Below are 14827 nucleotides of genomic sequence, written 5' to 3' on the forward strand. Positions count from 1 at the left end.
GGACCATCGAGTTCCGGCCCGCTCATGTTCGCGCACGTCAGTCGGTGAAGCCGTCCATCATGGACAGCACGCGGAGCATGACCTCGTCGGCGCCGCCGCCGATACTCAGCAGGCGGCTGTCCCGGAAGGCTCGCGAGGTCCAGGTTTCATCCATATAGCCCATGCCGCCGTGGATTTGGAGGCACCAGTCCGCCACCTGGCGGCCGAGGCGGGCGGCCTCCAGTTTGCAGATCGTGGCCATCCGGGTGACATCGGTGCCCGCCATATAGGACTGGGCGGTGGCCTCGGTATAGACGCGGAGCATATCGACGCGGGCGGCGAGTTCGGCGTAGGTGTATTGCAGGTACTGGTTAGCGCTCAGCGGATGTCCGAACAGCTTTCGTTGCCGGGCGTAGTCGCGGGTGAGCTCCAGTTCGACCGCGCAGGTGATGGGCACGCTGTAGGAGGCGAACATCCGCTCCATGACGAACTGCGACATCTGCTGCTGAAAGCCGCGTCCGATCTCGCCGATGGTGTTGCGCACGGGAACTCGGACATTGTCGAAGGTGAGCAGGCCGGTGTCGGAGGCGCGCATGCCGAGCTTGTCGAGTTTGCGGTCGACGCGGAACCCGGGAGTTCTGGTGGGGATAATGATCTGGCTGATGCCGTGGTACCCGCCCTCGTCCGAAGTACGCACCAAAGTGCACAGCCAGTCGGCCTGAAGGGCATTGGTAATGAACATCTTCGAGCCATTGATCACCCAGTCGTCACCGTCGCGACGGGCGTGGGTACGGATCCCCGCCACATCCGACCCGGCCTCCGGCTCGGTAACCGCCACGCCACAGACCATTTCGCCGCGCATGGCAGGCGCCAGGTAGTCCTGCTTCAGTTCCGCACTGCCATGCGCATGTAGCGACGGCGTCGCCATCGCGACGTGCACGCCGAGCGCCATCGGAAACGATCCGTGCGCGACCCGGCCGAGCTCCTGACACAACACCACCGTGAACAAGTGGTCCGCGCCCTGCCCACCGTAGGCCGGCTCGTATTCCAGCCCCAACATCCCGAGCTTCGCCATATCCGCGAAGATCTCGTGCAGCGGCATCCACTCGGCGCGTTCCCAGTCGTCGACATGCGGATTGATCTTCTGCTCGACATACCGCCGAACCAGCGCCCGAAACTCCTGATGCTCATCGCTGTAGATCACGTCGCCCTCCTCACCGAGGTCCCCATCCCCGACGCTAGCCGAGCCGCACACCGAAGGCAGCCGAATCCACCGCGCGCACTTCTTCGCACGCCGCGTCCGAATTCGCCCGGCCAGTTCGTGCGCGGCGCGTCAAAAGATGCGCGGGAAAATCATCGCGAGCGATCCCTGGACGCCGGCACTGACCGCCGCAACCGGGCTCAGGTCACCGCCACCGCGCATGGCGCGGGAACAGCGCTCGGCCTGCCTCGTGCGCGACCTCGACGAGCACTCGCGCCAACCGCGCGGTGTCCAAGGCAGTCCGCTCCCCGCCGATTTGCGCGGACAACGACAGTGCGCCGACGGCCGCGCCCCGTCCCCGGATCGGCACGGCCACACAGGCGATGCCGGTAACCGACTCCTCGTTGTCCACGGCAACCCCCTGCCGATTCCGGATCCGGGTCAGCTCCCGGTGCAATTCCGCCCGGTCGCAAATGGTCCGCGGCGTCAACTGCGGCAGCCGGTTCCGGAAGGACGTCTCGATAATGCTCGGCTCCAGCGACGCCAGCAGCGCCTTGCCCAAAGCCGTAGTGTGCGCGGGCATCCGGCCGCCGAGGCGGGTCGGGATGTTCGCGGTGAGGCGGCCACCGGCCTTGTCCAGGTACAGCACCTCGCGCCCGTCGAGCACACCGAGATGGCCGACCATGCCGGTCCGCTGACAGAGATCGTGCAGCAGCGGACTCACCACATCGCGAATCTCGTTGTGGTCGGCGGCGAGTCCGCCGAGTTCGATCGGACGCAGGCCGAGCCGGTAGCCGCCGGGTGCGTGCGCCAGCCAGCGCAGCCGGATCATCTGGTCCAGGATGCGATGTACCGTGGACCGGGGCAGCCCGGTGCGCTCGGCGAGTCCGAGCAGCGTCAGGGTCGGCGTCGAACCGTCGAAAGCGTCTAGGATCAGCGTCATTCGCTCGATCATGGATACCGGCGGCTGCGCGGGCCGGGTGGTCGGACGACCCGAACCCGACAACAGCGCTTCGGACTGCGGGCCGGTCAGCACCTCGACCGTCATGGGCGAACCTCCATTGGTGTAGCTCATACAGCTTAGAAGTATTTCGATTAGGCATGCCCGTTTTCGGCATACCGGTTTGTGCTCCCCATCACAGTGCCGTCGCGCGGGCAAGCCGGAATCCCGAAAACTACGGAGATCGCTACGGATCTTCTCGGTAGGCGGAATCCGTTGTTGACAGCCGACCCGGCGCGGCGCTTACCTTCGTGACGAAACGGAATATTTCTAGTCGAAACTAGGAGCGCCATGGCCGTCGTGCTCGACTTCAAGGCCGTCCTCGGCCGGTTCGCCACCGGAGTCACCGCGATCACCGCCCTCGACGGCGACGAACCCGTCGGGTTCGCCTGCCAGTCCTTCTCCGCACTGTCCCTCGAACCGCCCGCGGTGGCCCTGTTCCCGGCCCGGACCTCCAGCACCTGGCCGCGGATCCGGACCGCGAGCAAGTTCTGCGTAAACGTGCTCGCCGCGGATCAAGAGGATGTGTGCCGACAGCTCGGCCGCAGCGGACCCGACAAATTCGACGGCCTGGATTGGCAGCTGTCGCCCAACGGCTCACCGCTGCTGGCCGGATCGATCGCGTGGATCGATTGCGAACTCGGCGGCGAACTCGACGGCGGCGATCACACCATCGTCATCGGCAATGTCATCGCGCTCGGCGCGGGCCGCGACGCCGATCCGCTGCTGTTCTACCGCTCCGGATTCGAGCGCCTTACCAGCGTCTGAGCAGGCTCCCGGCCAGTGGGACGTCGCCTTTCGGCGATGGCCGACAGCGCCGAACCATCGAAGTACAACGACACGGATGACGAACGTGGAGGAACAGCGTGAGCGAGCGCAGCGAGCGAACATTCAACACAGCCACCCCAGTGGTCATGACGGAGCCGAGCGCTAGCGAGGCGCAGTCATGAGCACGGCGAACACCGACGACCAGGTGCGCGTGATCGACACCGGCGCCCCGCCGACCCGATACGCCCGCGGCTGGCACTGCATCGGCCTTGCCGACAGCTTCCGCGACGGTAAACCGCACACCATCGAAATCTTCGGCACCGAACTGGTGGTGTTCGCGAGCGAGGACGGCACCCTCAATGTGCTCGACGCCTACTGCCGGCATATGGGTGGCAACCTCGGCGACGGCACCATCAAGGGCGATGCCATCGCCTGCCCGTTTCACGACTGGCGCTGGAAGGGCAATGGCCGTTGCGCCGCAATCCCCTACGCCCGCCGGGTGCCCCCGCTGGCCCGCACCAAGTCGTGGATCACGTTGGAGCAGAACAGGCAGCTGTTCGTCTGGAACGACCCGGAGGGCAACCCGCCGCCCGCCGATATCGCCATCCCCCGACTCGAGGGCGCGTTCAGCGACGAGTGGAGCGACTGGACCTGGAACCAGATCACCATCGAGGGCGCGAACTGCCGCGAGGTCATCGACAACGTGGTGGATATGGCGCACTTCTTCTACGTGCATTTCGCCTTTCCGACCTACTTCAAGAATGTCTTCGAGGGGCACGTCGCCAGTCAGTACATGACCTCGATCGGCCGTGCGGATGTGCAGGGCGAGCTGGCCAAGGAGGCGGGCGGCCAGAACACGCTGCATTCGGAGGCCCATTACTACGGTCCCTCCTACATGATCGATCACCTGGTCAACGAATCCAACGGGCAGACAGTCGAATCCGTGCTGATCAACTGCCACTACCCGGTGTCGCCGACCAAGTTCGTGCTGCAGTACGGCGCGATCGTGAAGAAGCTGCCGGGGCTCGCACCGGAAGAGGCCGACGCGATGGCGGTGCGCTTCGCCAACGGACTCGGCCGCGGTTTCGAACAGGATGTGGCCATCTGGGAACGCAAGACCCGCATCGATAACCCGCTGCTGTGCGAGGAGGACGGACCGGTCTACCAGCTGCGGCGCTGGTACGAACAGTTCTATACCGATGTGGCCGAGGTGGAGGCGAAGATGACCGACCGCTTCGAATTCGAAGTCGACACCACCCGCGCGGTCACCGCATGGGAGGCCGAGGTCGCCGAGAACCTGGCCGCCCAGCGGGCGGACGCCTGAACGGATCTGTGATGGATTGCGTCACCTGCCACGCCTGCCGAAACCAGGTGTCCGTGGTCAAATTCAGCCCGGCGCATACGAGTGTGCAGTGGAGTTCGGCCGCTCGCGCGCACTGTGCCGAGTTCGCGCGCAATGGCGGCGGCCCGGTGCGCGGCTGCGCGGCATTGCGCGACAGCATCGAAAAGGCCGTCACCGCAGGCGAAGTCGGGCTGAGCACTCGTGATCGGGACCTGCTGTGAGCGAGCGTCAGCGAGTGAACCATCAGCACAGTGCGCGATCGCGCACGACGGAGCCGAGCGTCAGCGAGGCGAAGTCGTGAGCGGGGCGGTAATGCTGCGGGTGGTTCGCGTGGTCGCCGAAACCCAGGACGCGGTCTCGCTGGAGCTGGTCGCCGAATCGGGGCAGCAACTGTCCTATCGGCCCGGCCAGTTCCTGACCCTGCGGATACCGAGTGCGCAGACCGGTTCGGTGGCGCGCTCGTACTCCCTGTCCAGCGCACCGCACGAGGGCGGACCGCTCAAGGTCACCGTCAAACGGACCCAAGGCGGCTACGGTTCGAACTGGTTGTGCGATAACGCCGTCGCGGGCATGACCATCGACACGCTGCCGCCCGCAGGCATTTTCACCCCCGACTCGTTCGACACCGATCTGCTGCTGCTCGCGGCGGGCAGCGGGATCACCCCGGTGCTGTCCATCCTGAAATCGGCGCTGGCGCAGGGCCGCGGACGCTGCACCCTGATCTACGCCAACCGCGACGAGAACTCGGTGATCTTCGCCGACGAGCTGAAGTCGCTGGCCGCCGCATACCCGGATCGCCTCGTTGTACTGCATTGGCTCGAGTCCGTACAGGGCTTGCCGTCGGTGCGGGCGCTGAGCACCCTGATCGCCCCGTGGACCGATCGCGAGATATTCGTCTGCGGCCCTGCGCCTTTCATGGATGCTGTCGTCGCGGCGTCCGGCAACCTCGGTATGGACCGCACCCGAGTGCACGTCGAGAAGTTCGTGTCGCTATCCGGTGACCCCTTCGCCGAGGTCGAGGACACCGGCGATACCGCGCGCGTCGAGGTCGAACTCGACGGCACCACAAACGAATTCGCCTGGCCGCGCAATACCGTGCTGCTCGATCTGCTGCTGGCCCGCGGCATCGAGGCACCGTACTCCTGCCGCGAGGGCGCGTGCAGCGCCTGCGTCTGCCGGGTCGTCGACGGCGAAGTCAAGCTGCTGCGCAACGAAGTACTGGAACGCGAAGACCTGGCCGACGGCTATGTGCTGGCCTGCCAGGCGGTGCCGGTCACCGACACGGTCCGGATCACCTATGAATGAGGAGAACACCCCTATGGCCATCATCAGTTCGCTCGGTTATGTGAAGGTCGCGGTCAGCGACCCGCAGGCCTGGCGCACCTTCGCCTTCGACGTGATCGGCTTCGCCGAGGGCACCGGCCCGGACCAGGACGCCATCTATCTGCGCATGGACGAGCACGTCGCCCGCCTGGTCCTGGTGCCGGGCGAGACGGACAAGGTGCTCGCCATCGGCTGGGAGGTGCGCGACCACCGCGCACTCGCCGAGGCGCGCGAGGCGGTGGCGAAGGCCGGAATCGAAGTAACCGCGCTGACCGTCGCCGAGGCGGATGCGCGCAGCGTGGAGGAGGCGATCACCTTCGTCGATCCCTCCGGCACCACCGTCGAGATCTTCCACGGCCCGGTCCTCGACCACAGTCCCGTCGTCGGCAAGCACGGAAACCGTTTCGTCACCGAAGGTCTCGGTCTCGGCCACGTGGTGCTGCCGGTTCCCGATCTGGACGGCGCATTCCGCTTCTACACCGACGTCCTCGGCTTCCTGCCGCGCGGCGCGTTCCGGTTGCCGACGCCACCGGAATACGGTCCGGTGCGCATCCGGTTCCTCGGTGTGAACCAGCGCCACCACAGCTTGGCGCTGATCCCCTCCGGCGGTAAAGAGGGTTCGGGCCTGGTGCACGTCATGGTCGAGGTCGACCGCCTCGACGATGTCGGCCGCGCCCTGGATCGGGTGAACAAGGCCGGATACCACCTGTCCTCGACGCTGGGCCGCCACACCAACGACAAGATGATCTCCTTCTACGTCCGCACCCCGGGCGGCTGGGATCTGGAATTCGGCACCGAGGGCGTGCTGGTGGACGAAACCACCTACACCGCGGAGGAAATGACCGCCGATAGCTATTGGGGTCACGACTGGGACCGCAGCTGAACCACCACCGCACGTAAGGACAATTGAATGAGCGACAACCAGTTCGGCCCCACCAGGTTCGGATTCTTCATCGCCCCATACCATCCGCTCACCGGTAACCCGACCCTGCAACTCCAGCGCGATCTCGCGCTGGTGGAGCTGGCCGACCGACTCGGCTTCGCCGAGGCCTGGGTCGGCGAACATCATTCGGCCGGACTGGAGATCATCGCCGCCCCCGAGGTCTTCCTCGCCGCCGCGGCCCAGCGGACCAGCCGCATCCGCCTGGGCACCGGCGTGAATTCCCTGCCCTACCACCAGCCGATGATGCTCGCCGACCGCATCTGCCTGCTGGATCACCTGACCATGGGCCGGGCCATGATGGGTGTCGGCCCGGGCCAGCTGGCCACCGATGCCGCCATGATGGGCATCGATCCGGTCCGCCAGCGCGACATGATGCACGAATCCATGGATGTGCTGGTGCGCCTGCTACGCGGTGAGACGGTGACCGCCGAAAGCGACTGGTACCGCCTGATCGAGGCTCGACTGCAACTGCTGCCCTATCAGGTCGACGGCCTGGAAATGGCTGTGGCCTCGACGATTTCGCCGTCGGGTGCGGTGCTGGCGGGACGGCACGGCGCCGGGCTGCTCTCCCTGGCGGCCTCCGATCCCAGTGGATACGATGCGCTGCTGCCGAATTGGCAGGTCTACCAGAAGACCATGGCCGACCATGGCCACACCGTCGATCGCGCCAAGTGGCGGCTGGTCGCGCCGATGCATATCGCCGAGACCCGCGAGCAGGCGATGCGCGAGGCCGAATGGGGCGTCGGACATCTCGTCGACTACATCGAAAAGCTCAGCGGCCGTAACGCACCGTGGAACTCCTCCGCCCGCGCCGCCGTCGAACAGTGGACCGGCGAAGGCTTCCCGGCCTTCGGCCGCGCCACCATCGGCACCCCCGACGATGCCATCGCGACCATCGAGAAACTGGCCGAACAGTCCGGCGGCTTCGGCACCTTCCTGCTGCTCGGGCTGAATGTCGCGGATTGGGACGCCACCCAGCGCTCGGCCCGGCTCTTCGCCGAACAGGTGATCCCGCACTTCACCCGCGCCAACCGCAATCGCACCGCCTCACTCGAATGGGCGAACGCCAATAGCGAGCGAATGATCGGCGGACTGACCGCGGGAATCCAGAGCGCCTTCGAAAAGTACGGCCAGACACTGGCTTCCGCCATGGGCACCGAGGAGGCCAACTGATGCGCGCGGTGGTGATGCGGGCCGGTGGTCTGGTCGTCGACGAGGTGCCAGAGCCGGTGCCCGGACCCGGTCAGGTCCTGGTCGAGACGATTGCCTGCGGTATCTGCGGGTCCGATAAGCAGGCACTGGACTACACCGACGAATTCCTACAGGCCTCGCGCGACAGTGGTGTCCCCACTTTCCAATTCGATCCGCACCGCGATGTCGTCATGGGCCACGAAATCGCCGCCCGGGTGATCTCGGCCGGACCGGATACCCCGCATACCGAGGGTCAGCTGGTGGTGGCTTTGCCATGGGCCATCGATCATGCGGGCCAGATCCACGGCGTCGGCTTCTCGAATGAATTCCCGGGCGGCTACGGCGAGCGAATGGTGTTGCAGGCCATGGCCTTGGAACCCATTCCGGACACGGTCGCGCCGCATGTCGCCGCACTCACCGAACCGCTCGCCGTCGGCTTCGGCAATGTCGCGCGCACCGGCATCGGCCCCGACGGCTCGGGCGTCGTGATCGGTTGCGGCCCGGTGGGTTTGGGTGCGGTCGCCGCGCTGGTGGAACGCGGGGTCGCGCCGATCATCGCCTCCGACCCCTCGAAGCTGCGGCGCGACACGGCATTACGCCTCGGTGCGCACCGCGTCGTCGACCCGGCCGTCGAAGATCCGATCGAGGTGTGGCAGGAGGCGGCCTCGCCCGGCCAACTGCTGCATGTCTGGGTCTGCGCGGCGGTCCCGGGCATGATCAACGAGTTGATGTACAAGGTCCCGCGCCAGACCACGATTCTGCAGATCGGCTCGGTGATGACCGACGATGTCATCCGCCCGATCGTCGGCATCTACAAGGACATCTCGCTGCAGATGTGCATGGTCTACCCGCACGAGGAGTACGCGAAGACCCTGCACCGGATCGCCGAGGGCAGTATCGATGCCGCCTCGCTGATCACCGATCAGGTCGGACTCACCGGTGTCGCGGGCGCGATCGACACATTGCGGCATCCGGACGACCATATTCAGATCCTGGTCCGTCCGGATCTCTGACCGGTCACCACGGCCGCGCGACTATCGTCGAGGACGGCAGTCGAATGCGACGAAGGGGCTGGTCATGGCATTGCGCACCGATCTCACCGAGATGTTCGGCATCGACCACCCCGTCATGCTGGCACCGATGGGCGGGGTGGCGGGCGGCGAGTTGGCCGCCGCGGTATCCGAGGGCGGCGGACTCGGCCTGATCGGCGCCGGAGGTGGCGATGCGGACCTGCTCGATCGGGAATGCGAATTGCTCGCGGCCCGTACCGAAAAGCCCTGGGGCATAGGATTATTGAGCTGGGCGACCGATCTCGATGCCGTACTGCGGAGCGTCGAGCGCCGCCCGGCGGCGATCATGCTGTCCTTCGGCGACCCGACGCCGTACGCGGACGCGGTGCTGGCGGCGGACATTCGCCTGCTCGTACAGGTGACCACCACGGACGAGGCGGCGCGGGCCCTCGACGCGGGCGCGCACGTCCTGGTCGCACAGGGCGGTGAGGCGGGCGGACACGGCGGCACGCGCGCCACGCTGCCCTTCGTCCCCGCGGTCGTGGACCTGGCCGGACCGGTGCCGGTGCTCGCCGCGGGCGGCATCGCCGACGGCCGCGGGCTCGCCGCCGCACTCGCGCTCGGCGCGGCGGGCGCGCTGATCGGCACTCGCTTCGAGGCGACGCACGAATCCTTGATCTCCGCCGAAGAAGCCAAGGCCATCGTCGAGGCGCGCGGCGGCGACACCGAACGCAGCCGCACCATTGATATCGCCCGCGAATCCCCCTGGCCCGCCGAGTACACCGCGCGCACACTGCGCAACCGATTCCTCGACGAATGGTCCGGACGCGATGCCGAATTGGCGGCCGATCCCCTTGCCCGGCAACGGTATCGGGATGCGACCGAGCGGGGTGATCTCGACTGCGCACCGGTCTGGGCGGGTGAGGGCGTCGACCTCATCAACGGTCTCGAACCCGCGGCAGACCTGGTGCGCCGCATCAGCGGTGACGCCGAACGCGCATTGCGGCGCGCCGCGGCGTACTGCGACTAGGCCGTGTTTCGAACGCCTCGCGTCATATTTGCAACGGCACGCGGCGTCAGGCGCTGGTTGCTCTCGCGACGACCTGGATCGCTCGAAGTCGCCCGTCGGCCAGGGCATCGGTGAGATGCTCGGCTCTTTCGGCGAAGCGTGGCACGAAGGCATGCAAACCGAGTGGATCGGGCGGCCAGGACAGCACCATTTTCATCGTTGTCGCCGCGTCTTCGGTGCGGTCATTCCAGTGCTCGATGGTGAAGCCCGCGGACTCGATGGCGGCTCGCAGCCGATCGGGGGCGGCCAAATGGCTGTGCTCCGGCAGGTCGGCCCATGGCAGTGGGTAGTCGGGCGGGCCGGACACGCCGGCGGCGATATCCCAGATCGCGAGCTGCCCACCGTCGGCCAACACCCGGCGGGCCTCCCGGTAGAGCCCCACCTTGTCGGCGACATTCATCTGCACGTGCTGGCTGAAGGCGACCTGGAAAGCGCCATCCGCGAAGGGCAGTTCCGTGACGTCGGCTCGGCGAACCGCGATCAGGTCGTCAAGTCCGACAAGCTGATTCAGCCACTGGGCCACCGCGCAGTATTCCTCGGTGAGGTCGACCGCGGCGATCTTGCATCCGAAGCGCTGGGCGAGATACCGGGCCGTACCTCCAATTCCGGTACCGGCGTCGAGCACTGCGGTGTCGGGCCCGATATCGACGAGATCGACCAGTTGGCCGGTAGCGATGCGGCCCATGGTGTGGAAATCCTCCAGCATTCCCAGGTCGGTGGGCTCGAGATGGTCGAGATTCTTCTCCGCGGCGATGAGCGCCTGTTCGATGCGGGAGCGGGAGACTCCGGTCTCGTAGGGCGAACTGGTTTGTGAGCTGGTCATGTCTGCGCCTTCCATCTGATCGAGCAGGGCTCAGACCGACACCGACGGGGAATCGGCCGCGGTGACCAGAGCGGACCGGATCTGCATGAAATCGAACATGTCGGCGACCACGATCTCGGCGCCCTTGGCTGCCGAGCGCGCACTGCGTTCGTCGCGGCGATGCACCATCGCCCTGGTCGGGATGCCCTTTTCCAGCAGTTGGGTCGTCACGGCGGTGCCGATCCTGCCCGTGGCACCGGTGACGAGTACGCGTTCCTTTGCCATCGGATTCCCTTTCAGCTCTGGGTCATTCGCAGTGTTACCACTGGTCACTTCGCAGTATGCGACTGGATGTGACCGTTGTCAACATCCAGGTTTCCGTGCGATCCTGACCCCATGAATGCCGCCACCGCCGACTCCGAACGCAGAAGGCCCTATCACCACGGCGCGCTGCACACAGCCCTGATCGAGGCCAGCGTCGAATTGGCCAGGGCGGGAGGTCCCGACCGTGTGGTTCTGCGCGAGGCCGCCCGGGTGGCAGGTGTGTCACATTCCGCTGCCTATCGACACTTCGCCGACCGCGAGGCGCTGCTTGCCGAGGTGTCTCGGCAAGCGCGCGCCGAACTCGCCGCCGAGATGCGTCGGCATATCGATATGGCCAGCGGCCCGGGTGAGTCGCTGCAGGCGGTTGGCGTCGCCTACATCGACTTTGCGCTCACACAACCCGGATTGTTCCGCGCCGCCTTCACATCACACCCGGCAGCCAACGGCAATGATGTTCAGGCACAAGACAATCCGTCTGCCGTCGCACGATCCGACGGCGCATCGCGGTTCGGCGCCGGTGCCGAGCCGTTCGACATCCTGGGTCAGGTACTGGACGAAACAATGGCCGCGGGGCTTTTGGCTCCAGACCGCAGGCCGGGCGCCGAGATAGCCGTGTGGTCAGCGGTCCATGGCCTGGCCAGTCTGTTGCTCGACGGACCCCTGCCCGTCGGCGCCGCGGATATCGAATACGCGTCGAATCGCGTTTTCGAACTGATCGGACGCGGCCTGTTCGCCGCGCCCGATCAGGCGGAGTGAACGGCAATTCCGCGACGGCACCGAGCGCCCCGGTCAGGTGGCAAAAGACCGGTGACTGCTCAGCGGTCGTGCGCTACCCTTTCGGCATATGTCAATAGCCTCCTGGAGGTGGTCGAGATGACCGACGTGGGTGCGAATCTGCTGTGGACCGTCCCGGATGCCTGCACACTGCCCACCGAACAGCAGCCGCTGCGAGTCGCCGAATTCGCGACCCTGTTCGCCACGGCGCTGCGCAAGATCGAGCGGCCGGCACCGACGCTGCTGCGACTCGAACTCGATGCCGCCGCCGAGGCCACCGCGCAACACCTGGTCGCGCGGGAGGCGAGCTGCTGCGCGTTCTTCGCCTTCACCTTCACCCCCGCCGGGCCGCGCGCGACGTACTTGAATATCGAGGTGCCCGCCGCCCATATCGCCGTGCTCGACGGCCTCGCCGCCCAGGCCGCCGCGGCCGCGCCGACCACCTAGAACACGTTCTTGTTTAACCACCCGCGGCATGCCACGCTGAACGGATGGATCTCGACGCCATCGAAGCCGTCCGGCAGCTCAAATACCGCTACTTCCGGACCTTGGATCTCAAACAATGGGACGATTTCGCGGACACCCTCGCCGTCGACATCGCCGGTCGCTACGGCACCCACGCGCTCGGTGAACCGCTGACCCTGGACGGCCGCGACGCCGTCACCGCATTCATGCGCGAGAACCTCGGCCCCGCCGTCGTCACCACCCACATCGCCAACCATCCGGAGATCACCGTCGACGGCGATACCGCAACGGGCTCTTGGGCTTTCGAGGACACCGTGATCGCCACCGAATACGGCGTCCTCATCCGTGGCGCGGGCTATTACACCGACTCCTACCGCCGCGACCCCGACGGCCAGTGGCGCATCACCGCGACGAGCTATCAGCGCATCTACGAGTCGATGCAGTCGCTCGCCGACACCCCGAGCTACCAACTGCTTTCCAATATGTGGGCGGCCGAGACCCCGAAATAGGGGCTACCGATATGGTGGATCCGATATGGCCACCATCCAGCATGAAATTCTGATCGACGTCGGTCCGGAGCACGTGTGGGCCGCCCTGCGCGATGTCGGTGCCGTGCACGAACGTCTGCTGCCCGACTATGTCGTCGATACCCGCATCGATGGCGACGTCAGATTTTTGACCATGCCCGGCGGCAATGTGATTCGCGAACTGATCGTCACCATCGATGACGATGTGCGCAGGCTGGCCTACTCGGCTGTCGAGGGTTTCCAGTTGCCGCTCACCCACCACCATGCCTCGTTTCAAGTGCTCGATGCCGAGGACGGTCGCAGCACGTTGGTTTGGGTCACCGATGTGCTGCCTCATGATGCCGCCGACCAGGTCCGGCCGCGAGTCGAGCGCGGTGCTCAGGTGATGAAGGCGACCATCGAACAACGCCATTCGGGCTGAGCGGTAGTCGGTCGAGTCGCACAAGAGATTTGGGTCCAGTATTTTCCTGGTGGCACTCGACGGCGGCTGGTCGCGAGCGGAGTGTTGCGAGTATGTCTTCGCTTGCGCCCGATGAGTTCACGCCCGAGACCGCCTATCTGAACACCGCTTCGCACGGATTGCCGTCCGCGCGCTCATTGGCGGCGCTGCAGGAGATCAACGCCTTCTGGGCGGCGGGTCGTGGCGCACCGGCGACGCGGGATGACCTGGTACCCGAATTGCGGGCCGGGTTCGCGCGATTGCTGGCGGGCGCTTCGGTCGACGATATCGCGCTGGGCGCGACCGTGGCCGGGCTGATGGCGCCCGTAGTCGACGCATTGCCGCCGGGTGCGGAAGTATTGCTCGCCGAAGGCGAATTCTCTTCCGTCTCCATGCCTTTCGTGCATCGCGGTGATCTGGCCGTCCGGTTCGTGCCGTTGGCGCGCATTGCCGAAGAGGTCCGACCCGAGACGGCATTGGTCGCGGTCAGCGTCGTGCAGTCCAAGGACGGGCGGACCACGGATATGCCGCTGCTGCGCGCGGCCACCCGGGCACACAATGCCCGCCTGCTGGCCGATGCCACCCAGGCCGCCGGATGGGTGCCGCTACGTTTCGACGATGCCGACTACTGGGTGTGCGCGACATTCAAATGGCTGATCGGCGCGCGCAGCGTCGCATTCTTCGCCGCCGCACCAGAAGCCGCCGCCAGGCTGCGCCCGATCAGCCCCGGCTGGTACGCGGCGGCCGACCGCTGGGCCGAACTGTACGACCCGATCGCACTGCCCAGCAGCGCCCGGCGGTTCGACTCCACTCCGGACTGGCTCGGCGTCATCGCAGCGCTCTCGGGTCTGTCATTGCTCGAAGAGCTGACCATCGACAAGATCGGCGCCCACAACCGCGAACTCGCCACCCGATTCCGAACCGGCTTGGCGGAGTTGGGTTTCCAGTCGGTACCGGCCGATTCGGCGATCGTCTCGGTACTCGGCGCGGGCGATGCGGCAGACCGCCTGGAAGCGGCGGGCGTCATCGCATCCGCCCGCGGCGGCGGCCTGCGCTTCTCCTTCCACCTCTACAACAGCGCCGAAGACGTCGACCGCGCCCTGGCGGCCCTCTCCACCCACTAAAAGCCGCACTCTTGTCGGGATCCGAGGTAGGGATGACCTTGTCAAGATCTTGGCAGGATCTTACGGTCCACGATCTGGGTGTCAGGCGGATGGACTGAACTAGGTCTCCCTCACTGATCGCCACGCGCGCAGACTGACCGGTCTGTCCGACACGCAGAGCGCCCCGCCTCCGTTTGGAGGCGAGGCGCATCCGGACCTCGCACACGGGGTGGCCCCCACCCGTAAGAAGACCGAGTGGGGCCGCTGTTACCGCCTTACTTTTCCAGCTTCTCCAGCATCCAGCTGCCGACGGCGTACATGTCGTCAGCGGGGATGGCGCGCGTGTAGTGCAGGGGTGGGGTTATCCAGCGGATCCGACGCCAGCCACTGCACGGACGGATGACCCAGCCGCCGTACTCGCGGTGAGGGCTCCACTGGTTCTCCCCGGTGTAGCCGGGCTCGCGGGGGACACGCCGAAACCGGTAGTACAGGTTGCGGCGCAGCCGAAACCAGCGGCCCTGCCACGTAGTCGGGCCGCTGCTGATATGGAGCAGCTTCATCGGGGCC

General features: G+C 66.3%; 18 protein-coding genes. 13 read left to right on the top strand and 5 right to left on the bottom strand.

Annotation, left to right across the window (positions count from 1 at the left end; translation table 11 throughout):
* Positions 1-37: 37 nt before the first annotated feature.
* Both ACHQ4I_RS23485 and ACHQ4I_RS23490 read right to left on the bottom strand, forming a co-directional pair.
* Positions 38-1183, bottom strand: a complete 1146-nt coding sequence (locus tag ACHQ4I_RS23485; RefSeq protein ID WP_420773950.1) for an acyl-CoA dehydrogenase family protein — start codon at positions 1181-1183, stop codon at positions 38-40.
* Positions 1184-1385: 202 nt separating this feature from the next.
* Positions 1386-2228: an IclR family transcriptional regulator gene (locus ACHQ4I_RS23490; RefSeq protein ID WP_420773951.1), complete on the bottom strand. Its 843-nt coding sequence runs from the start codon at positions 2226-2228 to the stop codon at positions 1386-1388.
* Positions 2229-2471: 243 nt separating this feature from the next.
* Here ACHQ4I_RS23490 and ACHQ4I_RS23495 point away from each other — a divergent pair, with 243 nt between their 5' ends.
* The 8 genes from ACHQ4I_RS23495 to ACHQ4I_RS23530 all read left to right on the top strand — a co-directional run bounded on the left by ACHQ4I_RS23495 (position 2472) and on the right by ACHQ4I_RS23530 (position 9787).
* On the top strand, positions 2472-2948 hold the full coding sequence (locus ACHQ4I_RS23495; protein WP_420773952.1) for a flavin reductase family protein: 477 nt from the start codon (positions 2472-2474) through the stop codon (positions 2946-2948).
* 178 nt (positions 2949-3126) lie between these two features.
* A complete protein-coding gene (locus tag ACHQ4I_RS23500; RefSeq protein WP_420773953.1) occupies positions 3127-4272 on the top strand; it encodes a 3-ketosteroid-9-alpha-monooxygenase, oxygenase component in 1146 nt (381 codons plus the stop codon).
* An 11-nt stretch (positions 4273-4283) separates the two neighbouring features.
* Positions 4284-4511 (top strand): hypothetical protein, encoded by a 228-nt coding sequence (locus ACHQ4I_RS23505; RefSeq protein WP_420773954.1) that lies wholly within the window; start codon positions 4284-4286, stop codon positions 4509-4511.
* Positions 4512-4602: 91 nt separating this feature from the next.
* A complete protein-coding gene (locus tag ACHQ4I_RS23510; protein WP_420774189.1) occupies positions 4603-5595 on the top strand; it encodes a 2Fe-2S iron-sulfur cluster-binding protein in 993 nt (330 codons plus the stop codon).
* 13 nt (positions 5596-5608) lie between these two features.
* Positions 5609-6496 (top strand): VOC family protein, encoded by an 888-nt coding sequence (locus ACHQ4I_RS23515; RefSeq protein WP_420773955.1) that lies wholly within the window; start codon positions 5609-5611, stop codon positions 6494-6496.
* 27 nt (positions 6497-6523) lie between these two features.
* The gene (locus ACHQ4I_RS23520) at positions 6524-7729 is read left to right on the top strand and encodes an LLM class flavin-dependent oxidoreductase (protein WP_420773956.1); all 1206 of its coding nucleotides are present in this window, start codon (positions 6524-6526) and stop codon (positions 7727-7729) included.
* Positions 7729-8760: a zinc-binding dehydrogenase gene (locus ACHQ4I_RS23525; RefSeq protein ID WP_420773957.1), complete on the top strand. Its 1032-nt coding sequence runs from the start codon at positions 7729-7731 to the stop codon at positions 8758-8760. Before ACHQ4I_RS23520 ends, ACHQ4I_RS23525 begins: the two co-directional genes overlap by 1 nt.
* Before the next feature lie 64 nt (positions 8761-8824).
* Positions 8825-9787 (top strand): NAD(P)H-dependent flavin oxidoreductase, encoded by a 963-nt coding sequence (locus ACHQ4I_RS23530; protein WP_420773958.1) that lies wholly within the window; start codon positions 8825-8827, stop codon positions 9785-9787.
* Between the two features lie 46 nt (positions 9788-9833).
* On the opposite strand, the gene ACHQ4I_RS23535 is transcribed toward ACHQ4I_RS23530, so the two are convergent.
* Together ACHQ4I_RS23535 and ACHQ4I_RS23540 are read right to left on the bottom strand one after the other, a co-directional pair.
* Positions 9834-10649 carry a class I SAM-dependent methyltransferase gene (locus ACHQ4I_RS23535; RefSeq protein ID WP_420773959.1) on the bottom strand — a complete coding sequence of 272 codons (816 nt, stop codon included), beginning with the start codon at positions 10647-10649 and terminating at the stop codon, positions 9834-9836.
* Between the two features lie 30 nt (positions 10650-10679).
* The gene (locus tag ACHQ4I_RS23540; protein WP_420773960.1) at positions 10680-10913 is read right to left on the bottom strand and encodes an NmrA family NAD(P)-binding protein; all 234 of its coding nucleotides are present in this window, start codon (positions 10911-10913) and stop codon (positions 10680-10682) included.
* Between the two features lie 111 nt (positions 10914-11024).
* Between ACHQ4I_RS23540 and ACHQ4I_RS23545 the strand changes: the two genes are divergently transcribed.
* The 5 genes from ACHQ4I_RS23545 to ACHQ4I_RS23565 all read left to right on the top strand — a co-directional run bounded on the left by ACHQ4I_RS23545 (position 11025) and on the right by ACHQ4I_RS23565 (position 14281).
* A complete protein-coding gene (locus ACHQ4I_RS23545; protein WP_420773961.1) occupies positions 11025-11708 on the top strand; it encodes a TetR/AcrR family transcriptional regulator in 684 nt (227 codons plus the stop codon).
* A 117-nt stretch (positions 11709-11825) separates the two neighbouring features.
* Positions 11826-12173, top strand: coding sequence for a hypothetical protein (locus ACHQ4I_RS23550; RefSeq protein ID WP_420773962.1), 348 nt, complete (start codon positions 11826-11828; stop codon positions 12171-12173).
* Positions 12174-12217: 44 nt separating this feature from the next.
* The gene (locus tag ACHQ4I_RS23555) at positions 12218-12700 is read left to right on the top strand and encodes a nuclear transport factor 2 family protein (RefSeq protein ID WP_420773963.1); all 483 of its coding nucleotides are present in this window, start codon (positions 12218-12220) and stop codon (positions 12698-12700) included.
* Between the two features lie 25 nt (positions 12701-12725).
* Complete coding sequence (locus ACHQ4I_RS23560; protein WP_420773964.1) at positions 12726-13139, top strand: SRPBCC family protein; 414 nt, start codon at positions 12726-12728, stop codon at positions 13137-13139.
* A 92-nt stretch (positions 13140-13231) separates the two neighbouring features.
* Positions 13232-14281, top strand: coding sequence for an aminotransferase class V-fold PLP-dependent enzyme (locus ACHQ4I_RS23565; RefSeq protein ID WP_420773965.1), 1050 nt, complete (start codon positions 13232-13234; stop codon positions 14279-14281).
* A 254-nt stretch (positions 14282-14535) separates the two neighbouring features.
* Here the strand turns inward: ACHQ4I_RS23565 and ACHQ4I_RS23570 are convergent, their stop codons facing one another.
* Positions 14536-14820: a hypothetical protein gene (locus ACHQ4I_RS23570; protein ID WP_420773966.1), complete on the bottom strand. Its 285-nt coding sequence runs from the start codon at positions 14818-14820 to the stop codon at positions 14536-14538.
* Between the last annotated feature and the right edge of the window lie 7 nt (positions 14821-14827).

Source organism: Nocardia nepalensis, assembly GCF_048910785.1.
In the GTDB taxonomy this organism is placed as follows: Bacteria; Actinomycetota; Actinomycetes; order Mycobacteriales; family Mycobacteriaceae; genus Nocardia; species Nocardia nepalensis.